This window comes from Bacillus cereus group sp. N11 (assembly GCF_016483605.1).
GTDB lineage: Bacteria > Bacillota > Bacilli > Bacillales > Bacillaceae_G > Bacillus_A > Bacillus_A toyonensis.
The window spans coordinates 174,893-199,212 of sequence record NZ_JAEHBN010000005.1 but is presented as its reverse complement, the minus strand read 5'-3'; the positions used below and the strand labels follow the sequence as shown (position 1 = coordinate 199,212).

Sequence of the window (24,320 nt, the reverse complement as noted above, 5' to 3'; positions counted from 1 at the left end):
CCTGTAAGGTTAACCGATAGTTACGATTGTCCTTTTCCAGTAGAGTAAGGAAGGATTAAATTTTATACAAGGAGTTGCTTTATGGGGAACAATATTACAAACAAACGAATTGATGAGTTAGATTACATTCGTGGTTTCGCACTACTGGGGATTATTTTAGTAAATATTCTTGCACTACTTAATATTAAAATTCCAGACCCTAATACAGTGGATGCAAGTTATCAAAGGTTTCTATACTTATTTGTAGAAGGTCGTTTCTTCTCGATTTTCTCATTCTTATTTGGAGTGGGATTCTATATCTTCATTACGAGAGCAATTGCAAAAGGGAAAAATGGATACATTTTATTTCTACGCCGCGTAGTTGCATTATTTATTTTCGGTTTGATTCATTACATGTTTCAGCCTGGAGAAGCGCTAACGTTATATGCAATTTGCGGGTTAATCGTTTTACCATTTTATAAAGCGAAAAAACAAGTGAACTTAGTTATTGGCCTTATTTTAACAATTGCTTTTAGTGTAATGGGGATTAAAGAACTATTACCACTCGGCTTAATTTTATTAGGTCTTGCTGCAGGCCAATATCGTGTATTTGAAAATCTCACGCAAAACATAAAGAAAGTCGCTATTTTTATAGGTATTATGTTTGTTTTAAGTGTCGTAGCTGTATGGTATCAATACGGGCACGTACCTGCTGAGCCATTTGTAAATATGATACTTATGAATGAGGACGGAACAATGGATGCTGCAGGCCAATTTTTAAAAATTGGTGTTACAGTTGGACCAGTCATTTCAGCTTTCTATGTGGGCGCATTAATTTTATTACTTCAATTAAAAACAGTTCAAACATTGTTAGCACCACTCAAATACTATGGTCGTATGGCGTTAACAAATTATATCGGACAAACTGCAATGATTTTAATTGCAGGAAGTGCATTTAACTTTGCGGGAAACTTAACGTACATGCAGACGTTATATGTATGTATTGCAATTTACGCAATTCAAATTGTGTTTAGTGTGATTTGGATGAAAATCTTTAAGATGGGTCCACTAGAATGGATTTGGCGTGTTATTACGTACTGGACGGTAACACCTTTAAAGAAATAAAAAGAGAAGTAGGCTGTTCCTTTTGTGGAACAGCCTACTTTTATTTTCAGCTTTTGTCGGTAAGTCAATATAATTTCATTTGCGGATGTACCATTTCAAAAAGTGAACGAATTTGTATTTAAAGGAAAAAAGCCAACCTTACATGCTCAGCCTTTTTATATTACAAAAGTGTAAGGTAAATGTAATGTTAACAAATAGCAGTTCCCCTCCAAAAAGCGCAAAATAGGTAATGGAAAAACAAGCATAGGAGGATATATATGACGAAACCAGTTGTAGACGTGAAAAACGTTCAAAAAGTGTACGGTAAAAAAGGTGAGAACCAATCACACGCGTTAAAAGGTGTATCATTCTCAATTCAAGAGGGTGAGTTTGTAGGAATTATGGGACCATCTGGTTCTGGTAAAACGACATTATTAAATGTAATTTCAACGTTAGATAAAGCAACAGGCGGCGTTGTTGAAATTGCGGGTACGGATATTACAAAAATGAAGCAAGGTGAGCTTTCAGATTTCCGTTCACAAAAGTTAGGATTCATCTTCCAAGACTTTAATTTATTAGAAAACTTATCTATTTACGAAAACATTGCATTGCCACTTTCACTTCAAGGTGTTTCATCACGTAACATTGGACCGAAAGTAGAAAAAGTAGCAGATATGTTAGGTATTTCAGCTATTCTTCAAAAGTACCCATCTGAAGTATCTGGTGGACAGAAACAGCGTTCAGCAGCAGCGCGCGCTTTAGTACATGAGCCTGCAATTATTTTAGGGGACGAGCCAACAGGAGCTCTTGATTCTAAAAATGCAGCGAGTTTACTTGATGCGATGACAAACTTAAATGAAGATCAAGGCGTATCTATTATGATGGTTACACATGATCCGTATAGTGCAAGTTACTGTCAGCGTATTTTATTCATTCAAGATGGTGAGCTATATAAAGAAATTCACCGTGGTGGTACACGTGAAGAGTTTTATAAAGAAATTTTAGATGTGCTTGCAGACTTAGGCACACAAAAAGCGTAAGAAAGGAGGCTTTGGCATGTTATTCAAACTTTCCATGTCAGGGCTAAAAAGTAAGCTGAAAGATTATATCGTCTTACTTGTTGGTCTTGTCATGTCGATTTCAATTTTTTATATGTTCCAAACGTTAGCGCTGAATGAAGCGTTTATCGAATCTAACTCAGTTATTAAATCAATTGGATTCGTATTCCAAGCAGGTTCATTTTTATTAGCAATTATAACCTTCTTCTATATTTTATATGCGAACTCTTTCTTACTATCACTTCGTCAAAAAGAGTTTGGTATGTATATGATGTTAGGAGCAAAAAAGCATAAAGTTACATTACTTATGTTTATTGAGACAATTGTATTAGGTGCCGCGTCTCTTGCGATTGGACTTGCAGTTGGTGTAGGACTTGCTGAAGGTATTGGTCAGTTGTTAATGAAACAACTCGAATTTGCGGGTGAAGGTTATAAAGCATTTTATTTACCATCCATGACTGTTACTTGCATCTTCTTCTTTGCACTATTTGTATTATCAGCAATTATGAACAGTATTAAATTATCACGTATTTCTGTATTGCAACTTGTACATGCAGACGCACAAACAGAACGTGTTGCAGTAAAAGGAAAAATGACAGGTTTAGTTGCATTCCTTGCGGTTATTTTATTAGGTATTGGCTATGCATCAATGATTTATATGGAAAAGCTAAGAGAAATGGGAATCCTTATTGCATTAATTACAACAACAGCTGGTACTTACATGCTATTTGGATCGCTTCTTCCTGTTATTATTAAAAAGTTAAAAAGTAATAAAAAACGAAGCGAAAAAGGGCTTAACGCTTTTACTTTTGCACAATTAAACTTCCGTATTAATAGTTTAACGAAAGTGCTTGCGACAGTAGCAATGTTAGTTGCTCTTGGAGCCGGTGCAATTTCAGGTGGTATGGCGTTTAAAAATAATGTTATAAAAATGGTAGATGGTTTAGTAATATATGATTCAGTAGTTCATAACCCAACAGCTGAAGAAAAGAAAATTTTAGACGGTATTACATTTAAAGAGAAAAACGAATATCGTTACAAAGTAGATGGTAAATACGTTTATTATGTAAAAGAAGATTTAGAAAAAAATCGTCCTTTAATAAAAGATATGTCAAATATGAAGTCGATGAAAGATTTAGTGAATACGAAGAAAGTTTCAGAGGAACTACCGGTAGGTGCAGTTTCTAGAGAAATGAATGAAAAAGATGCGAACGCTAAAGAACTTCCAGAAGAATGGGACGAGGCTTTCAGAACAATTCACCCATTTTACGTATATGAGAATCATGTAATTAAAATTGTAGATCAAAAAATGTACGATACTGTAAATGGTAAAGAAGGAATCGTATTTACAGGGAAAACAGATGATTTTGTAGCATACACAAAAGAATGGAAAAAACTTGACGAGTTGCAGCTAGATAAATATAAAAATGTAGCAGCTGAAAGATTAAATAGTAAATATCAAGCTTACGACATGTTCTATGGCGTTGCGAGTGGAACAGTATTTATGGGCTTCTTCCTTGGAATTGCTTTCTTAGCGATGATGGCAAGTTGTTTAATGTTTAAAATTCTTTCTGGTGCATCAAAAGATATTACGCGTTATCAAATGCTTCGTAAAATCGGTGTGCGCCGTGAATTATTAACGAAATCGATTTATAAAGAGTTGTTCTTAGTATTCTTATTCCCGGCAATTGTCGGTATTGCCCATGTATTAGTTGGTATGAATATTTTTGGTTTCATTTTAGTTGATCCGTATTTCCGTATTTGGGTACCGATTGTAATTTTCGTAGTCATTTATGCGATCTACTACTTCATTACAGTTCAATTGTATAAAGGAATTGTTCTTCCGAAAGAGGACTAATAACAAAAATACCGAGCATAGGGTGCTCGGTATTTTTCTTTATTTTCAGAAAGAAATATCAAAAAACATTTATATGTTACTTAATTGTGTTATAGAATATAATTAAGTAACATAAAATGAATGTATAAAGTAGCAGGAAATGAAAGGAGGAATCCAACTTGCAGAAAGAAGATGGATCTTTATTTGAAGTTATAAGTATAGCGCTAAGGTCCAAAGAAGTTTTACTATTTTCATCTTTATCCCTCGTTATTTTTCTAACCGCAACGTATTTTTACAATAGTAAGTTTCCAAATCATAAATATCCAGAATTTTTAGGTGCATTAAAGTATATCGCTTCAATTGTATAGCGTAAAAAATTTAAAAGGAAATGGATAATACATGGAATTCCCATAGCATGATAAGGTAAAATGGACAACATGATGAGAAAATTACCGTTCATAAGATGAGGAGAATACATGTATGGAAGTTGTAGAGGCACTAAAAGATATAAGCCAAATTGAGGCTATGAAAAAATATTTGAAAGAGCATTCCCAGCGAGATTATCTTTTATTCGTTATTGGAATTAACACGGGATTAAAAATTACTGAGCTACTTAGTATGAAGTTTGAAGATGTATTAAATGAAGATGGAACTGCTAAAGAGTTTTATTCTCTTCCTGTGAAAGATGAAAAATTTAAACAAGATATTTATTTAAATACAAAAGTAAAAGAAGCGCTTTTAGCGTACGTACAATCTTTTGATGCTCAAAGAGAAAACTACGTATTTCAATCTAATAAAACGACAAATTCAATTACGCGTCAACAAGCTTATCGGGTGATTCATAATGCTGCGGAAGCAGTTGGAATTGTTGGGAAGATTGGAACGAATTCAATGAGAAAAACATTTGGGTTTCACGCGTACAAAAGAGGAATAGCGATTGCGCTACTGCAAAAACATTTCCATCACGCAACGCCATCAGAAACGCTCAAATATTTAGGTATTTCAAAAGATGAAAAGTTTAAAACGGAGATCGATGTAGATTTGTAAAAGCCGTAACTAAAAATTTTAGGGGGCGGAAAATATGAATATTAGAGAAAGTGAACTTCCGGGTATTGGTTGTAAGTTTGAAGTAATTACGAAAGGTAATGAAAAAATGGTTATCGTTATTCATGATGATGGAAGAAGAGAAATGTATCATTTTGATGTGGATCATGATGAGAGTATTTCAAGCATTTCTCTTCGCGATTCTGAAGCGAGACAAATTGCGGCTATATTAGGCGGAATGGTCTATAGGCCACAAGCGTTAGACACGATTGAGATGGCTTTTGAAGGATTATCAATTGAGTGGTTTAAAATAGAAAATAACGCACCAGTCGTACAAAAGACAATTGGTAGTTTACATGTTCGAAAAACATATAACGTAACAATCATTGCTATTTTGAAAAAGAATATGAAGAAATTTTTCAATCCAGGTCCAGATTCTATCATTGAGGCTGGTGATATGCTCGTATTATCGGGTGAAAGACATGAAGTGAAGAGAATTATTAATGAGTTGCTTTCAGCGGGAGGTGACTCATAATCGATGGATACTTTAGTCTTTGAAGTTGGAACTGCGTTAGTATTAGTAGCTTTTGCAGCTATCCTCGCTGCAAAGTTAAAGTTTTCGATTATTCCGTTTCTCATTATACTTGGTATGCTAGTGGGGCCTCATGCCCCAGATTTAGGGCTTATCGATTTAAGGTTTATTGAAAGCGGAGAAGTAATTTCCTTCCTCGGCCGTGTTGGCGTCATATTCCTCTTATTCTATTTAGGCTTAGAATTCTCAATAAAAAAATTAATTAAATCCGGAAAGTCGATTGCTTTTGGGGGAACTGTTCATATATCGCTTAATTTTATATTAGGTTTGCTTTACGGATATATAATGGGTTTCCCCTTATTAGAAACATTAATTATTGCCGGAATCATAACAATTTCCTCGAGTGCAATTGTCGCAAAAGTAATTGTTGATTTAAGGCGATCTGGTAATAAAGAGACGGAGCTAATTTTAGGAATCATTATGTTTGATGATATCTTTTTAGCTGTATATTTGTCAGTTGTTTCAGGGTTAGTACTCGGAGGGGCAACGTCATTTGTAGGTGCTCTTACATCTGTTTTAATCGCAGTAGGCTATATGTTATTATTCTTTATAATCGCTCGAAAAGCTACGCCGTTCCTAAATAAAGTATTAGATATTTCGTCTAATGAAATTTTTATTATCGTAATATTCGCTATTTTATTCTTTGTGGCTGGTTTTTCAGAAACGATTCATGTTGCTGAGGCGATTGGAGCGTTATTATTAGGGCTTGTCTTTTCTGAAACGGAGCATAGTGATCGAATCGAGCATCTTGTCGTTCCGTTTCGTGATTTCTTTGGAGCTATATTCTTTTTCAGTTTCGGTTTAAGTATAGATCCATTTTCTCTTGGAGGAGCCGTGTGGTTGGCCTTAGGAGCAGTTTTCATTACTCTCATCGGTAATTTTATCGCTGGAATGGCTGCGGGACGTAAAGCAGGGTTATCACATAAGGCATCTACGAATATCGGATTAACGCTTGTATCACGCGGAGAATTCTCCATTATTGTCGCGAATATTGGAATTGCGGGCGGCTTAATGGCGACGATTAAACCATTTTCAGCTTTATACGTGTTAATATTGGCATCGTTAGGACCTTTATTAACGAAAGAGTCTGGGAGGATATACTCTCTGTTGGATAAAATATTTAAATGGAGCGCTAAAGAACGTGCGAAGCGAGAAAAAGAAATTGGGTAGTACAAACAAGGGTAGACTGCATGAAAATTTCATGCAGTCTACCCTTTTATATATTGTTACTGTTGTTATTTTTTGTCGGTAAGTCGATATATTCTAATAATCGCTGATATAATCCAAGAAGCAATCAATATAATTTCATTTACCGATAAACCATTATCTGAATTTCATCAACTATTAATCAGTTGCCTTCCTATTTAAAAACGACTACAATTTTACTGTTATATATGAACGAAAAAAATAGAATAGGAGGGGAGAATATGCCAAGGAAAGTATGGCTATTAGTAGCTGGGATGATTATTAATGTCACGGGTGCTTCTTTTTTATGGCCTTTTAATACAATTTATTTGCATGATCATCTAGGGAAATCTTTATCAGTGGCTGGAATGGTATTAATGATCAACTCGCTTACTGGTGTAATCGGAAACTTGCTCGGCGGTGTTTTATTTGATAAATGGGGCGGTTATAAATCAATTTTAGTAGGAATTGTCATTACACTCGTATCGATTTTAGGTCTTGTGTTCTTCCACGGTTGGCCGTTATATGTTGTATGGCTAGCATTAATTGGCTTTGGTTCTGGAATGGTCTTTCCATCGATGTATGCGATGGTTGGTACAGTTTGGCCAGAGGGCGGAAGACGAGCATTTAATGCGATGTATGTTGGACAAAACGTTGGTATTGCGATTGGAACAGCGTGCGGTGGTTTAGTTGCGTCGTATCGTTTTGATTATATTTTCTTAGCGAACTTTATTTTATACTTTGTTTTCTTCTTAATTGCTTTTATTGGATTCCGTGGTATGGAAGACAAAAAAGGGTCAGAGGTACAAAAAGAAGTCGAAACGAAAAAAGGGTGGTCACTTACACCGGGATTCAAAGCACTTCTTATTGTGTGTGTAGCATATGCCTTATGCTGGGTTACATACGTACAGTGGCAAGGGGCGATTGCAACACATATGCAAGAATTAAATATTAGCCTTCGTCACTATAGTTTATTATGGACGATAAACGGAGCGATGATTGTTTGTGCGCAGCCGCTCGTTAGTATGCTAATTCGCTGGATGAAGCGTTCTTTAAAACAACAAATTATGATTGGGATTTTCATTTTTGCGGCTTCATTCATTGTGTTAAGTCAAGCGCAGCAATTTACGATGTTCCTCGTTGCGATGGTAACATTAACGATTGGTGAGTTATTCGTATGGCCAGCGGTTCCGACCATTGCAAATATACTTGCACCGAAAGATAAATTAGGATTTTATCAAGGGGTCGTAAATAGTGCGGCGACTGTAGGGAAAATGTTCGGACCAGTCGTTGGCGGAGCAATTGTTGATTTATACAATATGGAAGTATTGTTTATCGCGATCATGGTAATGCTTGTAGTAGCGCTTATAGCAACGAGCATTTATGACAAACGAGTAAAAGTAGAAGAAACAGTTGAAGAAAAAATTGCAGTTTAGTTTGACGGAACATGTAACATGTTTTAGAATATATTTAAATTAACTCATATTTGTAATAACAGTGAAAAGGAGTAGTAGTAATAGAAGCTGGTTTAGAGAGTTGACGGTCGGTGCAAGTCAATCCACGTTTCGTTATGAACTCGCCTTTGAGTTGCAGTTGTGAAACTAATAGTAGCAATTGCCGTTAATCCACGTTACGGATCTAAGCGAATGTATATTTTACATTAATTTAGGGTGGTACCGCGGGAATCTATAACCTCTCGTCCCTTTCTAGGGATGAGAGGTTTTTTGTATTTTGGGCGGTGAAAATAAATAGAATTTCAAGGAGGGTATCTCATGAGCTTTAATCATCAAGAAATTGAGAAGAAGTGGCAAGGATATTGGGAAGAGAATAAAACATTCCGTACGCCAGATGAGACAGAAAAACCAAAATTTTATGCACTAGATATGTTTCCATATCCATCAGGTGCAGGCTTACACGTAGGACATCCAGAAGGTTATACAGCGACAGATATTTTATCTCGTATGAAGCGTATGCAAGGATATAACGTTCTTCATCCAATGGGGTGGGATGCATTCGGTCTTCCAGCAGAGCAATATGCACTTGATACTGGAAACAGCCCGGCAGAATTTACAGAGCTTAATATTAATACGTTCCGTAATCAAATTAAAGCATTAGGCTTCTCTTATGATTGGGATCGTGAAGTAAATACAACGGATCCAAACTACTACAAGTGGACACAATGGATCTTCTTAAAACTATTTGAAAAAGGCTTAGCTTACGTTGATGAAGTACCTGTAAACTGGTGTCCAGCGCTTGGTACAGTACTTGCAAACGAAGAAATCATTGACGGTAAGAGTGAGCGCGGTGGACATCCAGTTGAACGTCGTCCGATGAGACAGTGGATGTTAAAAATTACAGCTTACGGAGATCGTCTATTAGAAGATTTAGATGAGCTTGATTGGCCGGAAAGCTTAAAAGATATGCAGCGTAACTGGATCGGTCGTTCTGAAGGTGCAGAAGTTCACTTCAACATTGATGGTACAGATGAGAAGTTCACAGTTTTCACAACGCGCCCTGATACATTATTTGGTGCAACATACTGTGTACTTGCTCCAGAGCATGCACTTGTTGCTGAAATTACAACAGCAGAACAAAAAGAAGCTGTAGAAGCTTACATTAATTCTGTAAAAATGAAGAGTGACCTAGAGCGTACAGAACTTGCGAAAGAAAAAACTGGTGTATTCACTGGTGCTTACGCAGTTAACCCAGTAAACGGTGAGAAATTACCAATCTGGATCGCTGATTACGTTCTTGCAACTTACGGAACAGGTGCTGTAATGGCAGTTCCAGCTCACGATGAGCGTGACTATGAATTCGCATCAGTATTCAATCTTCCAATGAAGGAAGTTGTAAAAGGCGGAGACATTACGAAAGAAGTGTACACAGGTGATGGTGCACACGTAAACTCAGCATTCCTTGATGGACTAAATAAAGAAGAAGCAATCGCAAAAATGATTGAATGGCTTGAAGTAACAAGTGCAGGAAATCAAAAAGTAACGTATCGTCTACGTGACTGGTTATTTAGCCGCCAACGTTACTGGGGTGAACCAATTCCAGTAATCCATTGGGAAGATGGCACAATGACAGCTGTGAAAGAAGAAGAATTACCGTTAGTTCTTCCAAAAACAGAAAACATCCGTCCTTCAGGTACAGGGGAATCACCACTAGCTAACATCGAAGAGTGGGTAAATGTTGTTGATCCTGAAACTGGTAAAAAAGGTCGTCGTGAAACGAACACAATGCCACAATGGGCTGGTAGCTGTTGGTACTACCTACGCTACATGGATCCAAACAATAACGAAGCACTTGTAGATCCTGAAAAAGTAAAACAATGGCTTCCAGTTGATATTTATATCGGCGGTGCAGAGCATGCTGTACTTCACTTACTATATGCTCGTTTCTGGCATAAAGTATTATATGATATCGGTGTAGTTCCAACGAAAGAGCCGTTCCAACAATTATTCAACCAAGGTATGATTCTAGGTGAAAACAACGAGAAAATGAGTAAATCAAAAGGTAACGTTGTAAATCCTGATGATATCGTAGCGAGCCACGGTGCAGATACACTTCGTCTATACGAAATGTTTATGGGACCATTAGATGCTTCAATTGCTTGGTCTGAAAATGGTCTTGACGGAGCTCGTCGTTTCCTAGACCGCGTATGGCGCCTGTTCGTTCAAGATAACGGTGAATTAAGTGAGAAAATTACTGATGCACCAAATAAAGAGCTTGAAAAAGCTTACCATCAAACAGTGAAGAAAGTAACAGAAGACTATGCAGAGCTTCGCTTCAACACAGCGATTTCTCAAATGATGGTATTCATCAACGATGCATACAAAGCTAATACACTTCCGAAAGAATATGTAGAAGGTTTCGTAAAAATGATTGCACCAGTTGCACCTCATATCGGGGAAGAACTTTGGAGCAAGCTTGGTTACAATGAAACAATCACATATGCAAGCTGGCCAACATTTGATGAGTCTAAACTTGTAGAAGATGAAGTTGAAATCGTTGTTCAAATTATGGGCAAAGTTCGCGCAAAATTAACAATGAGTAAAGACGCATCAAAAGAAGAAATGGAACAACTTGCACTTGAAGCAATTAAAGAACAAATCGAAGGAAAAACAGTTCGTAAAGTAATTGTCGTTCCTGGAAAACTTGTTAACGTTGTTGCAAACTAATGAATGAAAGAAAAGCTCAGAGCCTTTATGCTCTGGGCTTTTTTATATAGAAAATAATTTCTGGATCGTCTTCATCTAGGTTTTCAATTATTCCACTACGCATAAATCCATTCGCTTTAAAAACTTTTTGCATATTTGTATTCGATTCGTTCGTTGAAGAAAATATTTTTTGAGTAGGAGAATTACTTAACATATAGGAGATTAATGAGCTTGCATGACCTTGTCTTCTTTTTGTTGGCGAAACAATAATTAATGAGAGGAACGTGTAGCCAAAGAAGTTCGTATCATACGTCAGAAAACCTAAAATAGAATTGTCTTCTTTTACAATGATGCATTGCTCCTTATCAATAGCGTGTTTAATATAATTTCGTCTACTATCGTCTCCAATTACATCAATATCTATATGTAAGATTGAATCTAAATTGTCGTTTGAAGCTTTTGTAACGTTTCTCAATAGAAATGCCTCCTTTTAAAGTGGAGAAAGAATAATTAGTCAATTGATTCTATCATGAATGAGGAAAAAGGTGAGGAATTATTATGCAGACAAACACCTATTTTTAACTAGGAAATATGATACAAAAGGTAGGTTAAATTGAAAACAAGGGGTGAAAGGAATGAAAGGGATGGACAATAATGCACCGCATGGCTTCTTCGGAGGTGGATCGGATAGTTATGAACAAATGATGTTAATGGGAGGAGCAGGGCAACAAGGATACGGTGGAATTCCGAGCTGGATGGGTGGAGCACATGGAGGATTTCCAACATCAGTAGCAGGCATGCAAACTGGAATTCCAACGTTAACGGGAGGATTTCCGACATCAGTAGCTGGCGCACAAACTGGAATTCCAGTAGGAGTACCAACTACATTTCCTTCTTTCGTTGGAGGGGGACAGACAGGATTCCCTGTACCAGGAGTAGGTGTTGTAGCAGGAGGAGTAGGTGGGTATCCGCAAGTCATACACGGTCATCACCACCATCAAGGTCAACATGGCCAACACGGTCATCACCACCATCAAGGTCAACACGGCCATCATGGTCATCACCACCATCAAGGTCAACACAGCCATCATGGTCATCACCAACAACAAGTACATCACCACGGTCACCACCACATTCATCCGCAAGCTGTTCTTTATCAAACTCACCAAGGCCAACACGGTCATCAAGGCCAACATGGTCACCATGGACATCACCACCAAGGCCAACATCATGGACACCAAGGTCACCACCATCACCAAGGTCATCAAGGCCAACACGGTCATCATGGGCACCAAGGCCAACATCATGGACACCAAGGTCAACAGCACCAACAGCACCAACAGCACCAACAATATCAGCAATATCAACAACAGCAACAATCTTCTCCTTGGACAGGTGGAATGGGAACAGGAGGAGCAGGGGCAGCAGCAGGAGCAGCTAGTATTAGTGGAGCAGCAGGACACGCGGGGCACGTGGGTCATTAATGAGCTGCAGAAAAAAAGACATAATAAAAAACTGCTAGGAAATCCTAGCAGTTTTTTTCAGCTTCTTGGCGCTGACGTTCGATTTCAGCTCGAAGTTGTGGTTCTGGTGCTTGCCAGCCTTCTGGTTTTAAAATTTTGCCGTCGCCTTCACGGAATCGAGGTTTCCCATCAGGGAATAGTTTTGCCATGTTTGCGTTGTTTACAATCTCGAATCCTTTATCTGGACGTACGCCCATTTCTGCAAACGTTCCGAATGCAAAGTAAATAAGGTCAATAAGTGCATCGTATTGATCTTCAACAGTAGTTGCTTCTAGAAATTCTTCTAGCTCTTCTTGCATAAAACTTGCACGGATTTTTGCGCGCTCTTCTGTTAGTTTTGTTGGAGTATTTGTTACAGGATGTCCGAAATCTTCATGCATTTTTGCAACAAGCTCGTACCCTTTATCTAAACCTTTTTCGTTTGTCATGTTGTTTCATCCTTTCTCACTTTGTGCCGAATTTCATTGTAACATAAGGTGATTATTAAATAAAAAAAGGATGTTCTAAAAATATATTGAAAAATTCTCTTCTTATTATAGGTTGTTACTATTGTCAATTTTTGTTGGTAAATCGATATTTTGTGTCGAATCGTTGATATATTTTGAGTTATGGTAGATATATTTGAAAAATCGTTGATATAAATTCATGTACTGTAGCGCTGATTCCAAAATAGAAAATGAAAAGGATGTCATCTAGTCAAAAATCTCGACTTATGAGACATCCTCGCTCGTTATTCTTCTTTTTTTATTAAAATGGATAAAATAAGGTCGATGCCGAACATACCAACGAGTAACATCGGTATAACGACAAGTAAATAACGTGTGAAGGAAACATTTTTTAAGTATGTATGAGCAAATAAAAAGACGCCGAGAAATAAAATACCGTTTAAAATAGGCTTTACTAATTTTTTAGACATAAGCTCCCCCATAAATATCTTCTCTCTCTATCTAAAATAAAAACTCCTCTATCCGTTGTATCATGCCGGAGAGAGGAGTTCAATCATTTCTCATTCAATCACACCAGAATTTGTAATATTTACGGTGTATTTTATATGAATTGGAACATCTTTGTACATTTGTCTCCACTCTTCTAATTTGAATGGGCGATAATGGTGTTTATATCTTGCTCCTAGCCCGAGGGGATCGACGCCTAAAGATTTGAACTGCTTAATTAATTTGGCAGCCTGTACATCCAATTGTTTTTGGACATTTTTTTCAATGTTTTTTGTGTTCTTGTTATTTTCTAAGTTAATTTGTTTCGATAGTTCTTGAATACGTGCATCAAGATGAACGTGAATGAAAAAAGAAGGCTTTCCGCTTTTAATCTTTATATCGTAAGTTGGAACAGAACGAATATTATTAATCATTACGTACGCAGAATCTGTTTTAAATTCATGTGAATCTAATTTATGTTTCTCTAACAGTCCTTTAAATATGAACATATCTTTTTGCGCAATTTTACCGATATATTTATCCTTTTTAAAAAGACCAATTCCGGTGATTTTTATTTTATCACCATGTTTCTTTAAAATTGGAATATAGTAGTCTTGTCCTTCTTGATAATAACGGAATGCTCCTACATGCAGATTATCTCTTGGTAAAGGACCGGTCTCCATATTATGTTCTAGCAACTTTTTTATATAAATTGCAACGTTGTATGAGGTTGTATATTTGCCTTTTAAAAGTTCAGTACCATTCCCCTCTAACAAAGCAGCATATAAAGCGTTCCCTATATTCACATCTCGAAGTAATGTATCGAATGAAGTAGACATTCCTTTTTTGGCAAGTCTTATAGTATATAGAGCGACACGCATTTGTCCGCTAGCAAACGGTTGAGAAGATTCTAAAGATGTGTCTGCTTTTACTTGTTTTACCGCATTGGCGCTACCTTCAAAAACTTGAACTTTATTTCCTTTTTTCTGAATGGGACAAACGAATGTCACTTTTACTTTATTATCTTTTGCTACATCAAAAACGCTTCCTTGAATAAGTTGTACATCATCGATAATATTTTTTTGTAAACATCCGGTTAAACTGAAGAATGTTATACAAGAAATAAGTATTAATTTACTTGTGCTTTTGATTTTTTCCATTTTCTTTTCACCCACACAATAATAAATAGGATTGGGATGTATACATAAATGAGCCAAAAACTAACTTTTGATGCATTACTAATAAAGTTATTAATATCTTGTCTGTTTGTTAAAAGTTGCGAAACAATGAGAGTGATAATGATAAAAGCGATTAAAATACCTCTTTGTTTTACACGGAATATTTCGTGAGTTGCTCTCATTGACGCCCATAAAGGGAGGATAAAACTTGTAATAATAACGAGTGCATAAGCGGAAATTGCGATATATTCGAGTCTTTCTATAAATGGTAATTGAATGACTTGGGTCATAGAAAGTTGGGCCCATATCGTTTTTAACAATTGTTTTTCACTAAAAAATGCAAAGGCTAAAAGGGTGCTAAATAGATATAGAAGATTTGAAAATAGTGCTCCAAGCTGAGCGTATTTATGAGATTGCATAGGCTTTTTCACAAATGGATACACCATGAGGTAAATCTCAAAACCGGTCATACTGTAGATTGACAGTTGAGCGGATTTTAAAATGTCTGAAAAAGAATGGGTGAATATAGGTAGTAAATTCTCCCAATGTGAATATTTCAAAACGAATAAGCTTAGAAATAAATATCCTAATGTACCACCAACAGAGATGACGCAAATACCGGTAATTACACGAAATCCAGAAGAGATAATGTAATAGCTAACTAAGCACAAAAAGAGTGTTAACATAAAGGTGGAAGCGGTAGGAAACATCCATACTTGAATAATTTCGACATACGTTCGAATAACCGAAATACTGACGATTAAAAAATAAGCTGCAAAGATGATATTAAAGACATTCCCTATCCACTTTCCAAACGTTTGCCTTTGTAAATCAATTAAATTTCCGTTTGTTTCTTTTACTAAAAAATACATCATCCATATAAGGAGGTGAATACAGAGTCCTGTGATTAGAACGCCCATCCATCCGTCGTATCCAGCGGCCTTTGCGATGATTCGAGCGAAGCCGAGAACGCCAGCACCGAACTGTGCACCGTGAATTAAGAAGAAAACGAAGATAGGAGATATTTGATATTTTTCTTGAACTTTACTCATCGAATGCACCTCATTTCTTAATCATCAAAGTCCGATCTATGTTTTGTTGAAATTCCTTTTGCTGCTTTTTTTACATGTTGTGGTCTTGCTTGCACATCTCTTGTATCAATCATTGTTAAAGGGAAACGAATCCAAGAATCTTTAACGGATTGTTGTCTTGTCGGATAAAACAAAGCGTACGGCTTACGTAAGGACGTAAGCCTGAATAGATGAGTAAATAAGAAGATAAATCCAAGAGAAATCCCGAAAAGTCCTCCTATTTCTGCAAATGCGAGAAACGGGAAGCGTAGTAATCGAACCGCATTACCCATTTTATAAATAGGTGTAATAAAGGAAGCGAGTGCTGATAAGGCAACGATAATTAATAAAATGTTACTCGTTAAACCAGCTTGTACAGATGCTTGCCCGATTACGATACCGCCTACAATACCGAGCGTTTGACCGACTTTCATCGGTAACCTCGCGCCAGCTTCTCTCAGTAAGTCGATTGCTAGTTCTAAAAAGAGTGCTTCAATTAAAGGTGGGAATGGTACTTGTGCCCTTGATAAAATCAAAGTTTCAAGTAAGTCACTTGGAATGAGTTCATAATGATAATTTAAGACTGCAACGTATAACGGTGTAGCGCAGATTGAAAATAGAACGGCGATTAATCTTAAAATCCTTGAAAATGTAGCGTACATCCAGGAGACGTTATAGTCTTCTGGTGAAATGAAAAAATCGAAATAGGATACTGGAGTAAGTAGCACGCTTGGAGAACCATCAACAAAAATAGCGATTTTTCCATCAATGAGTGCTTTTGTAACTCTATCAGTGCGTTCTGTATTGATATAGAGAGGGAAAATCGATTTTTCACCCATCAATTCTTGTATATAAGCACTATCATTAATTTGATCATATTCAAGAGCGCGTAATGATTCCTCGAGAAAATCAACATTATCTTTTTCAGCGAGGTTGTCTAAATACATCATGACAACTTTTGTTTTGGAAAACTCGCCGATAATCATTTCTTTTGTTTGTAAATCTAAAACAGGAAGACGTTTTCGAACTAAATTAATGTTTGTATCAATATCCTCTACGAAACCTTCTTGTGGCCCAATAACAGTTGATTCGTTTAAAGGAGGGGTTGGTGCACGATAATTATCAATTGCAATGTTTGCAAGCATACATTTTTGATCTTGCTGCTTCAATTGAATAATTGCATGTCCTTTTAAAACCATGTCCTCAATTTTTTGTAAGTCATTCGTAATTGTGATACCACTCATCGGAATATGTTCCTTCAGTTCTTCTAGTGAAGCATTAGGTCGTTCCAAAAGAGTAGGCATTAAATACTTTTGCAATTTCTCCCCATCAAGTGAAGGACGATAGTAAGAAATCCAATATGGCATCGTTTCATCATCAGATGTGTGATAATTAACAAAATCACTAGACTTCTTGAGCTTCTCTATTAAATCTTGTAGTGAATGAATACGGTCTTTTTCTGGCTTCGAAAAATCATAAATACTATTACTTCCAGAGCTTTGTTGTTTATTCTGAGAAGAATCATTTTGTTTCGAGTTTTGCTGTTTCTCATGAGAAGAGTCGTCTTGTTTAGAATTTTGTTGTTTCTCATAGGAAGAGTCGTCTTGTTTAGAATTTTGTTGTTTCTCATGGGAAGAGTCGTCTTGTTTAGAATTTTGTTGTTTCTCATGAGAAGAGTCGTCTTGTTTAGAATTTTGTTGTTTCTCATGAGAAGAGTCGTCTTGCTTAGAATTTTGTTGTTTCTCATGAGAGGAATCGTCTTGTTTCGAGTTTTGTTGTTTCTCATGAGAAGGATCATCTTGTTTAGAATTTTGCTGTTTCTTATGAGAGTAATCATCTTGTTTCGATTTTTTTTGCTCGCTACTATCACCTTTATTATGTTTCATACTTCTAGTCTGATCTTTGTTCACAATCTCTTGATTACTAGGCTGCTGCTTCGGGTTATCTGCTTCGTTTGTCTCTGTTGAATTTGATTTTTTTTTCTTACGTAGCCAATTCCAAATCATATGTATGCCCTCTTTGATTTTTGTAATATAGTGCTATTTTGTGGCTAATTTTGTATATTATTCATTTATTTATGAAAAGAAGAAGGAGATTGATTTGCATAGAAAAAAACCTTTAGTAAGCAGTTCATACTATAACGGGAAGAGGGAGAGTCTGTGCAAATTGTAAAAAAAGAGAAGTTTGCATTAAATGAGTTTACATTTGAAAATGGTAGGGAAATCCCTGTTCAAATGGGATATGAGACGTATGGTATTTTAAATAGAGAAAGGTCAAATGCCATTTTGGTTTGTCATTATTTTAGTGCAACAAGTCATGCAGCAGGAAAATATACTGTGCATGATGAGGAGTCTGGTTGGTGGGATGGGCTAATTGGACCTGGAAAATCGATTGATACAAATAAATATTTTGTTATATGTACTGATAATCTTTGTAATGTACAGGTGAAGAACCCGTATGTAATTACAACGGGACCGAAGTCGATTAATACAGAAACAGGGGAAGAATATGTTATGGATTTCCCTGTGTTTACCTTTCTTGATGTAGCTCGTATACAATATGAGTTAATAAAAAATATGGGAATCTCAAGGTTACATGCTGTAATAGGGCCGTCGGCGGGTGGAATGATTGCGCAGCAATGGGCTGTTCACTACTCTCATATGGTAGAGCGAATGATTGGCGTTATTACGAACCCGCAAAATCCAATTATAACGTCAGTAAATGTAGCGCAAAATGCGATTGAAGCAATTCAACTAGATCCAAGTTGGAAGGGCGGGAAATATGGAGAAACACAGCCAATGCAGGGGCTTCATTTAGCAAACAGAATGATGTTTATGAACGCTTTTGATGAGCATTTTTATGAAACGGAATTTCCTCGTAACAGTATTGAGGTAGAACCTTATGAAAAGTTTTCTACACTAACATCATTTGAGAAAGAGATAAATAAAGTGACATACAAAAGTATAGAGTTAGTAGATGCAAATTCGTGGATGTACACTGCGAAAGCAGTTTTATTGCATGATATTGCGCATGGATTTTCTTCTTTGGAAGAGGCTCTTTCTAAAATAGAAGCGAATGTACTTATGATTCCGTGTAAACAAGATTTACTTCAGCCGTCTCGTTACAATTATAAAATGGTAGACATTTTGCAAAAACAAGGGAAGTATGCGGAGGTCTATGAAATAGAAAGTATAAATGGGCATATGGCGGGAGCGTTAGATATTCATTTATTTGAAAAGAAAGTTTATGAATTTTTAAATCGGAAAGTGTCTAGTTTTGTGTAGAAAATAAATGATGTGAAAAAGGTGCAATATGTGTAGTAGGCACCTTTTTTTACATGATTTGTAGACGGAAAATATATGTAGCGATTGCTATACCGAAGAACGCTATACTAAGTAATAGAAATAAGAATGACATTTCTTGGGGAGATTTTAACTTTTTATTATTTTTCATGCTGAGTACAATAATTGCGGCGGTTAAAAAAATAATGCTCATAATGAAAAGAAAAAGTGTCATTTTAATCGACTCCTTTCATAAAACAAGTATATTGAGGATACAATGCGATAGAGATGTTTGTAAAGAATAAGTTTTAAGGAGAAATTGAGAAATAAATTCTCCATTCTTTGCGTTCCTTCTTTTGCATGCTAAAATTGATTAGAAATGGTTGTTTAAAGAAGAAACGAAAGGTTTTATTGTATATAAGGAGGAACGACATATGACAGAAGTAAAAACAATTACAACAGAAGAAGTACAAGAACGTTTAGAAAATGGAGAAACGTTATTTTTAGTAGATGTAAGGGAAGATGAAGAAGTAGCAGCAGGGAAAATTCCAGAAGCGGTACATATTAAAATGGGTGATATCCCAAATAAAGTAGACTTCTTTAATAAAGAGAATGAATATATCTTTATTTGCCGTTCGGGAATGCGCAGTGAGAATGTATGCCATTATTTAAATGAGCAAGGATTTAAAACAGTGAATATGGTTGGCGGTATGCTTCAATATGAAGGCGAAATGAAATAGTTAATTACTAAAAACTTGAAACGAGTCTGTTTCAAGTTTTTTTCTTTTGCATACAGTATACAAAAGGAGGAGGGGGAAATGGGGATTAATTTGCGTAAAGTAAAAATTATTAATAATACAGGAGCTGTTAATGTCGGCGACTGTTATGATATCTCACCTTTAGCTGTAGCGAAAATATACGCGGGTGCTGGAGGATCGAGTGCGGCTATTTTTTTAAATGGAAAAAGGCAGCCAGAAGCGGTGATTAGAACATCAGTATTCCTTCCGCCATTAGCAACGAGTACACGTACATTAGGTTCGTAGAGGAAAGGTAGAGTGTAATTATGCCTGCGCATATAAAAGAGTTTGTTATTGTTAATAATACTGGGAATATATTTACAGGTGACAATTTGAGTGATACTTCATTTACTGCTACGAAATCGTATAGTGGTTCCATGGGATGTACTTGGATTGATGTTGTTACAGTAATAGGAACAGAGACGAAGCTTTGTTTACAGCCGGGTGATTCTGTGACGACAACATATACACGAGGTACTCCTGCTGGTACTGTAACAGGAACAAATATGGGGCAAAGTGTAAATGCATCGAGTATAGCGCAAGCTGTCCCGAATACAGATAATATGGATTCAATTGCTGGACTCCCTTAAGGAATTAAGGGGGTTTTTATTTATTTGAAATAAAAATAGTCTTTGAGATTGTTTTTGTAAATACATATTAAGAAGAAAAGGTTTGTTTAATGTCAAAAAAAGATGGTATGTAGGTGGTGAAAGTGTGAAAGAGCGCGATAAACAAAATTCATTAAACTCTAATTTCAGAATTTCACCAAACCTTATTGGCCCTACTTTTCCTCCCGTTCCAACGGGATTTACTGGCATTGGGATTACTGGCCCAACAGGTCCACAAGGTCCGACTGGCCCACAAGGACCAAGAGGATTTCAAGGCACAATGGGGGAGATGGGCCCAACAGGACCTCAAGGTGTGCAAGGAATTCAAGGTCCAGTCGGACCAATAGGTGCGACTGGACCAGAAGGACAGCAGGGGCCACAAGGATTGAGAGGACCACAAGGAGAAACTGGAGCGACAGGTTTACAGGGGGTGCAAGGATTACAAGGGCCCATTGGTCCAACAGGTACGACTGGAGTACAAGGGATACAGGGTGTACAGGGATTACAGGGTCCGATTGGAGCTACCGGACCTGAGGGTTCTCAAGGAATCCAAGGAGTGCAAGGGATACCGGGAGCAACAGGTCCACAAGGGATTCAAGGAGTGCAAGGAATCCAAGGGACAGAGGGACCGAGTGGAAGTACGGGAACAACAGGAGCAACAGGTCAAGGGATTACAGGCCCGACAGGAATAACAGGTCCAACAGGGATAACTGGACCTTCAGGAGGCCCTCCAGGTCCAACTGGCCCGACAGGAGCAACAGGTCCTGGGGGTGGACCGAGTGGAAGTACAGGGGTGACAGGACCAACAGGAGCAACTGGAAATACTGGAGCAACAGGTCAGGGGCTAACCGGTCCGACAGGAAGTACAGGAGAAACAGGTGCGCAGGGGCTACAAGGAATACAAGGAATTCAAGGGCCAATTGGCCCAACAGGTCCAGAAGGGCCACAGGGAATTCAAGGTATCCCTGGTCCGACGGGAGTAACCGGTGAGCAAGGGATCCAAGGTGTTCAGGGGATTCAAGGAATAATGGGAGCAACCGGAGATCAAGGCCCACAAGGTATACAGGGAGCTATAGGACCTCAAGGTGTAACAGGAGCAACAGGAGATCAAGGTCCACAAGGAATACAAGGAGTACCAGGTCCATCAGGAGCAACGGGACCACAAGGAGTTCAAGGGATACAAGGTCCGATGGGTGAGATAGGCCCAACAGGTCCAGAAGGCCCAGAGGGACTTCAAGGCCCGCAAGGAATACAAGGAGTGCCAGGTCCAGTTGGAGCAACGGGTCCAGAGGGGTCACAGGGGATACAAGGCATACAAGGACCGGTAGGAGCAACGGGCCCACAAGGCCCACAAGGAATACAGGGAATACAAGGTGTGCAAGGGATAACGGGAGTAACAGGAGTACAAGGAGAAACTGGAATTCAAGGGATACAAGGGGAAATAGGAGCAACGGGTCCAGAGGGTCCCCAAGGAGTACAAGGTGCTCAAGGGGGGATTGGTCCAACCGGTCCGATGGGCGCACAAGGAGTGCAAGGAATACAAGGGATTCAAGGCCCAACAGGTGCACAAGGAGTGCAAGGACCACAAGGAATTCAAGGGATACAAGGTCCGACGGGAGCGACAGGAGATACGGGAGCAACTGGGGCGACAGGGGAAGGCACTACAGGCCCAACAGGAGTAACTGGTCCGACAGGGGTAACAGGCCCATCTGGAGGACCAGCAGGACCGACCGGTCCAACAGGACCATCAGGTCCGGCGGGAGTGACAGGTCCATCTGGTGGACCGCCTGGCCCGACAGGAGCAACAGGTGTAACTGGAGCAACAGGAGATACCGGGGCGACAGGCTCAACTGGAGTGACAGGAGCGACAGGAGAAACGGGAGCAACCGGAGTGACGGGTTTACAAGGTCCGCAAGGAATCCAAGGAGTACAGGGAGAGATAGGTCCGACGGGTCCCCAAGGTGTTCAAGGTCCCCAAGGAATTCAAGGAGTAACGGGGGCCACTGGAGATCAAGGTCCGCAAGGGATTCAAGGCCCACAAGGCGACATAGGTCCAACCGGCCCCCAAGGAATTCAAGGTCCACAAGGTTCTCAAGGAATCCAAGGAGCGACAGGGGGAACAGGAGCACAAGGCCCACAGGGAATCCAAGGTCCGCAAGGTGACATAGGTCCGACTGGGCCACAAGGTCCAACTGGAATCCAAGGGATACAAGGAGAGATAGGACCAACAGGTCCAGAAGGCCCAGAGGGACTTCAGGGCCCGCAAGGAATACAAGGTGTTCAAGGGCCAGTTGGAGCAACGGGTCCAGAGGGTCCTCAGGGGATACAAGGCATTCAAGGACTGGTAGGAGCAACAGGCCCACAAGGTCCACAAGGAATACAGGGAATCCAAGGTGTGCAAGGGATAACGGGAGCAACTGGAGCACAAGGAGCAACTGGAATTCAAGGGATACAAGGGGAAATAGGAGCAACCGGTCCAGAGGGGCCCCAAGGAGTGCAAGGTGTACAAGGGGCGATTGGTCCAACCGGTCCGATGGGGACACAGGGAGTGCAAGGAATTCAAGGGATTCAAGGAGCAACAGGTGCGCAAGGAGTGCAAGGACCACAAGGAATTCAAGGGATACAAGGTCCGACGGGAGCAACAGGAGATACGGGGGCAACCGGAGCGACGGGAGAAGGAACTACCGGTCCAACAGGAGTAACTGGTCCAACAGGGGTGACTGGCCCGTCAGGAGGACCAGCAGGACCGACCGGACCAACGGGGCCATCAGGTCCGGCGGGAGTGACAGGTCCATCAGGTGGACCACCTGGCCCGACAGGAGCAACAGGTGCGACAGGAGTAACAGGAGATACCGGGGCGACAGGCTCAACTGGAGTGACAGGAGCGACAGGAGCAACGGGAGCAACCGGAGTGACGGGTTTACAGGGTCCGCAAGGAATCCAAGGTGTTCAAGGAGAGATAGGTCCAACCGGTCCACAGGGTATTCAAGGTCCCCAAGGAATCCAAGGAGTAACGGGGGCAACCGGAGCACAAGGTCCCCAAGGAATTCAAGGCCCCCAAGGCGACATAGGTCCAACCGGCCCCCAAGGAATTCAAGGTCCGCAAGGTCCTCAAGGAATCCAAGGAGCGACGGGAGCAACCGGAGCACAAGGCCCACAGGGAATCCAAGGTCCGCAAGGTGACATAGGTCCGACCGGCCCACAAGGCCCACAAGGAATTCAAGGCCCGCAAGGAATTCAAGGTCCAACGGGAGCTACAGGAGCAACTGGAGCGACAGGTCCCCAAGGAATTCAAGGCCCCCAAGGAATTCAAGGCCCGCAAGGAATTCAAGGTCCAACGGGAGTTACAGGAGCAACCGGAGCGACAGGTCCACAAGGAATTCAAGGCCCGCAAGGAATCCAAGGTCCAACGGGGGCTACAGGAGCAACCGGTTCACAAGGTCCAACTGGAGATACAGGTCCCACCGGAGCTGGAGCCACTGGAGCGACCGGGGCGACTGGAGTTAGTACAACTGCAACGTATGCATTTGCGAATAATACATCAGGAAGTGTTATTTCTGTTTTATTAGGCGGTACAAATATCCCATTACCAAACAATCAAAATATTGGACCAGGAATAACCGTTAGTGGTGGAAATACTGTATTTACAGTTGCCAATGCAGGGAATTATTATATAGCCTATACAATTAATTTAACAGCAGGATTACTTGTAAGTTCGCGTATAACTGTAAATGGAAGTCCGCTTGCGGGAACGATAAACTCCCCAGCAGTGGCTACTGGTTCATTTAGTGCAACAATAATTGCTAATTTGCCTGCTGGAGCTGCCGTTAGTTTGCAATTATTTGGAGTAGTTGCACTGGCTACATTATCTACGGCAACGCCAGGAGCTACTCTAACGATTATTAGATTAAGTTAATAAGTAGAAAACCTTGGAACTTTTATGTTTCAAGGTTTTTTTATCCCAGTATTTGA

22 protein-coding genes and 1 other annotated feature are annotated in these 24,320 nt (G+C 39.2%); of the genes, 15 read left to right on the top strand and 7 right to left on the bottom strand.

Annotation, left to right across the window (positions count from 1 at the left end; all coding sequences use genetic code 11):
• Window positions 1–81: 81 nt before the first annotated feature.
• The 9 genes from JDS98_RS10555 (at window position 82) to leuS (ending at window position 10,980) form a co-directional block, all read left to right on the top strand.
• Window positions 82–1,104: a DUF418 domain-containing protein gene (locus JDS98_RS10555; protein WP_199633876.1), complete on the top strand. Its 1,023-nt coding sequence runs from the start codon at window positions 82–84 to the stop codon at window positions 1,102–1,104.
• Window positions 1,105–1,361: 257 nt separating this feature from the next.
• Window positions 1,362–2,123 carry an ABC transporter ATP-binding protein gene (locus tag JDS98_RS10550; protein WP_000165845.1) on the top strand — a complete coding sequence of 254 codons (762 nt, stop codon included), beginning with the start codon at window positions 1,362–1,364 and terminating at the stop codon, window positions 2,121–2,123.
• Window positions 2,124–2,139: 16 nt separating this feature from the next.
• On the top strand, window positions 2,140–3,999 hold the full coding sequence (locus JDS98_RS10545) for an FtsX-like permease family protein (RefSeq protein ID WP_098911421.1): 1,860 nt from the start codon (window positions 2,140–2,142) through the stop codon (window positions 3,997–3,999).
• Between the two features lie 158 nt (window positions 4,000–4,157).
• Window positions 4,158–4,346 carry a hypothetical protein gene (locus JDS98_RS10540; RefSeq protein ID WP_001168331.1) on the top strand — a complete coding sequence of 63 codons (189 nt, stop codon included), beginning with the start codon at window positions 4,158–4,160 and terminating at the stop codon, window positions 4,344–4,346.
• Between the two features lie 112 nt (window positions 4,347–4,458).
• Complete coding sequence (locus JDS98_RS10535) at window positions 4,459–5,025, top strand: tyrosine-type recombinase/integrase (RefSeq protein WP_000454203.1); 567 nt, start codon at window positions 4,459–4,461, stop codon at window positions 5,023–5,025.
• A 34-nt stretch (window positions 5,026–5,059) separates the two neighbouring features.
• Window positions 5,060–5,557, top strand: coding sequence for a cation:proton antiporter regulatory subunit (locus JDS98_RS10530; RefSeq protein WP_001026058.1), 498 nt, complete (start codon window positions 5,060–5,062; stop codon window positions 5,555–5,557).
• 3 nt (window positions 5,558–5,560) lie between these two features.
• Window positions 5,561–6,784 carry a cation:proton antiporter gene (locus JDS98_RS10525; protein ID WP_199633875.1) on the top strand — a complete coding sequence of 408 codons (1,224 nt, stop codon included), beginning with the start codon at window positions 5,561–5,563 and terminating at the stop codon, window positions 6,782–6,784.
• A gap of 257 nt (window positions 6,785–7,041) precedes the next feature.
• The gene (locus tag JDS98_RS10520) at window positions 7,042–8,235 is read left to right on the top strand and encodes an MDR family MFS transporter (protein WP_001137542.1); all 1,194 of its coding nucleotides are present in this window, start codon (window positions 7,042–7,044) and stop codon (window positions 8,233–8,235) included.
• A 52-nt stretch (window positions 8,236–8,287) separates the two neighbouring features.
• Window positions 8,288–8,506, top strand: a binding site (T-box leader).
• Between the two features lie 65 nt (window positions 8,507–8,571).
• The gene (gene leuS / locus JDS98_RS10515; protein ID WP_000009472.1) at window positions 8,572–10,980 is read left to right on the top strand and encodes a leucine--tRNA ligase; all 2,409 of its coding nucleotides are present in this window, start codon (window positions 8,572–8,574) and stop codon (window positions 10,978–10,980) included.
• Window positions 10,981–11,005: 25 nt separating this feature from the next.
• Here the strand turns inward: leuS and JDS98_RS10510 are convergent, their stop codons facing one another.
• On the bottom strand, window positions 11,006–11,434 hold the full coding sequence (locus JDS98_RS10510; RefSeq protein ID WP_001246768.1) for a GNAT family N-acetyltransferase: 429 nt from the start codon (window positions 11,432–11,434) through the stop codon (window positions 11,006–11,008).
• Window positions 11,435–11,594: 160 nt separating this feature from the next.
• Between JDS98_RS10510 and JDS98_RS10505 the strand changes: the two genes are divergently transcribed.
• Window positions 11,595–12,443 carry a hypothetical protein gene (locus JDS98_RS10505; protein ID WP_199633874.1) on the top strand — a complete coding sequence of 283 codons (849 nt, stop codon included), beginning with the start codon at window positions 11,595–11,597 and terminating at the stop codon, window positions 12,441–12,443.
• Between the two features lie 44 nt (window positions 12,444–12,487).
• On the opposite strand, the gene JDS98_RS10500 is transcribed toward JDS98_RS10505, so the two are convergent.
• The 5 genes from JDS98_RS10500 to JDS98_RS10480 all read right to left on the bottom strand — a co-directional run bounded on the left by JDS98_RS10500 (window position 12,488) and on the right by JDS98_RS10480 (window position 17,668).
• Entirely contained in the window at window positions 12,488–12,910 is a 423-nt protein-coding gene (locus JDS98_RS10500) for a pyrophosphohydrolase domain-containing protein (RefSeq protein ID WP_000180546.1), read from the bottom strand.
• 302 nt (window positions 12,911–13,212) lie between these two features.
• Window positions 13,213–13,398, bottom strand: a complete 186-nt coding sequence (locus tag JDS98_RS10495) for a hypothetical protein (RefSeq protein ID WP_000038783.1) — start codon at window positions 13,396–13,398, stop codon at window positions 13,213–13,215.
• A gap of 90 nt (window positions 13,399–13,488) precedes the next feature.
• Window positions 13,489–14,574, bottom strand: coding sequence for a Ger(x)C family spore germination protein (locus JDS98_RS10490; RefSeq protein ID WP_098911419.1), 1,086 nt, complete (start codon window positions 14,572–14,574; stop codon window positions 13,489–13,491).
• The gene (locus JDS98_RS10485) at window positions 14,544–15,644 is read right to left on the bottom strand and encodes a spore germination protein (RefSeq protein ID WP_098911418.1); all 1,101 of its coding nucleotides are present in this window, start codon (window positions 15,642–15,644) and stop codon (window positions 14,544–14,546) included. Before JDS98_RS10485 ends, JDS98_RS10490 begins: the two co-directional genes overlap by 31 nt.
• A 17-nt stretch (window positions 15,645–15,661) precedes the next feature.
• A complete protein-coding gene (locus JDS98_RS10480) occupies window positions 15,662–17,668 on the bottom strand; it encodes a spore germination protein (protein WP_199633873.1) in 2,007 nt (668 codons plus the stop codon).
• A 153-nt stretch (window positions 17,669–17,821) separates the two neighbouring features.
• Between JDS98_RS10480 and JDS98_RS10475 the strand changes: the two genes are divergently transcribed.
• Entirely contained in the window at window positions 17,822–18,946 is a 1,125-nt protein-coding gene (locus JDS98_RS10475) for a homoserine O-acetyltransferase family protein (protein WP_199633872.1), read from the top strand.
• Between the two features lie 49 nt (window positions 18,947–18,995).
• Here JDS98_RS10475 and JDS98_RS10470 read toward each other — a convergent pair whose 3' ends face one another.
• Complete coding sequence (locus JDS98_RS10470) at window positions 18,996–19,178, bottom strand: hypothetical protein (RefSeq protein ID WP_000171892.1); 183 nt, start codon at window positions 19,176–19,178, stop codon at window positions 18,996–18,998.
• A gap of 199 nt (window positions 19,179–19,377) precedes the next feature.
• Between JDS98_RS10470 and JDS98_RS10465 the strand changes: the two genes are divergently transcribed.
• The 4 genes from JDS98_RS10465 to JDS98_RS10450 all read left to right on the top strand — a co-directional run bounded on the left by JDS98_RS10465 (window position 19,378) and on the right by JDS98_RS10450 (window position 24,264).
• Window positions 19,378–19,683, top strand: a complete 306-nt coding sequence (locus tag JDS98_RS10465; RefSeq protein WP_000141215.1) for a rhodanese-like domain-containing protein — start codon at window positions 19,378–19,380, stop codon at window positions 19,681–19,683.
• Window positions 19,684–19,761: 78 nt separating this feature from the next.
• Window positions 19,762–19,986: a spore germination protein gene (locus JDS98_RS10460; protein ID WP_000512461.1), complete on the top strand. Its 225-nt coding sequence runs from the start codon at window positions 19,762–19,764 to the stop codon at window positions 19,984–19,986.
• A 20-nt stretch (window positions 19,987–20,006) separates the two neighbouring features.
• Window positions 20,007–20,330 carry a hypothetical protein gene (locus JDS98_RS10455; protein ID WP_001110863.1) on the top strand — a complete coding sequence of 108 codons (324 nt, stop codon included), beginning with the start codon at window positions 20,007–20,009 and terminating at the stop codon, window positions 20,328–20,330.
• A gap of 124 nt (window positions 20,331–20,454) precedes the next feature.
• Window positions 20,455–24,264: a BclA-related collagen-like exosporium protein gene (locus JDS98_RS10450; RefSeq protein WP_199633871.1), complete on the top strand. Its 3,810-nt coding sequence runs from the start codon at window positions 20,455–20,457 to the stop codon at window positions 24,262–24,264.
• The last annotated feature ends 56 nt before the right edge of the window (window positions 24,265–24,320 follow it).

Coding starts and splice junctions, on each gene's coding strand:
- JDS98_RS10550 (WP_000165845.1), top strand. CDS start 1,362: ATGACGAAACCAGTTGTAGACGTGAAAAACGTTCAAAAAGTGTACGGT.
- JDS98_RS10500 (WP_000180546.1), bottom strand. CDS start 12,910: ATGACAAACGAAAAAGGTTTAGATAAAGGGTACGAGCTTGTTGCAAAA.
- JDS98_RS10470 (WP_000171892.1), bottom strand. CDS start 19,178: ATGACACTTTTTCTTTTCATTATGAGCATTATTTTTTTAACCGCCGCA.
- JDS98_RS10545 (WP_098911421.1), top strand. CDS start 2,140: ATGTTATTCAAACTTTCCATGTCAGGGCTAAAAAGTAAGCTGAAAGAT.
- JDS98_RS10455 (WP_001110863.1), top strand. CDS start 20,007: ATGCCTGCGCATATAAAAGAGTTTGTTATTGTTAATAATACTGGGAAT.
- JDS98_RS10480 (WP_199633873.1), bottom strand. CDS start 17,668: ATGATTTGGAATTGGCTACGTAAGAAAAAAAAATCAAATTCAACAGAG.
- JDS98_RS10495 (WP_000038783.1), bottom strand. CDS start 13,398: ATGTCTAAAAAATTAGTAAAGCCTATTTTAAACGGTATTTTATTTCTC.
- JDS98_RS10525 (WP_199633875.1), top strand. CDS start 5,561: ATGGATACTTTAGTCTTTGAAGTTGGAACTGCGTTAGTATTAGTAGCT.
- JDS98_RS10465 (WP_000141215.1), top strand. CDS start 19,378: ATGACAGAAGTAAAAACAATTACAACAGAAGAAGTACAAGAACGTTTA.
- JDS98_RS10505 (WP_199633874.1), top strand. CDS start 11,595: ATGAAAGGGATGGACAATAATGCACCGCATGGCTTCTTCGGAGGTGGA.
- JDS98_RS10530 (WP_001026058.1), top strand. CDS start 5,060: ATGAATATTAGAGAAAGTGAACTTCCGGGTATTGGTTGTAAGTTTGAA.
- JDS98_RS10490 (WP_098911419.1), bottom strand. CDS start 14,574: ATGGAAAAAATCAAAAGCACAAGTAAATTAATACTTATTTCTTGTATA.
- JDS98_RS10485 (WP_098911418.1), bottom strand. CDS start 15,644: ATGAGTAAAGTTCAAGAAAAATATCAAATATCTCCTATCTTCGTTTTC.
- JDS98_RS10555 (WP_199633876.1), top strand. CDS start 82: ATGGGGAACAATATTACAAACAAACGAATTGATGAGTTAGATTACATT.
- JDS98_RS10535 (WP_000454203.1), top strand. CDS start 4,459: ATGGAAGTTGTAGAGGCACTAAAAGATATAAGCCAAATTGAGGCTATG.
- JDS98_RS10520 (WP_001137542.1), top strand. CDS start 7,042: ATGCCAAGGAAAGTATGGCTATTAGTAGCTGGGATGATTATTAATGTC.
- leuS (WP_000009472.1), top strand. CDS start 8,572: ATGAGCTTTAATCATCAAGAAATTGAGAAGAAGTGGCAAGGATATTGG.
- JDS98_RS10460 (WP_000512461.1), top strand. CDS start 19,762: ATGGGGATTAATTTGCGTAAAGTAAAAATTATTAATAATACAGGAGCT.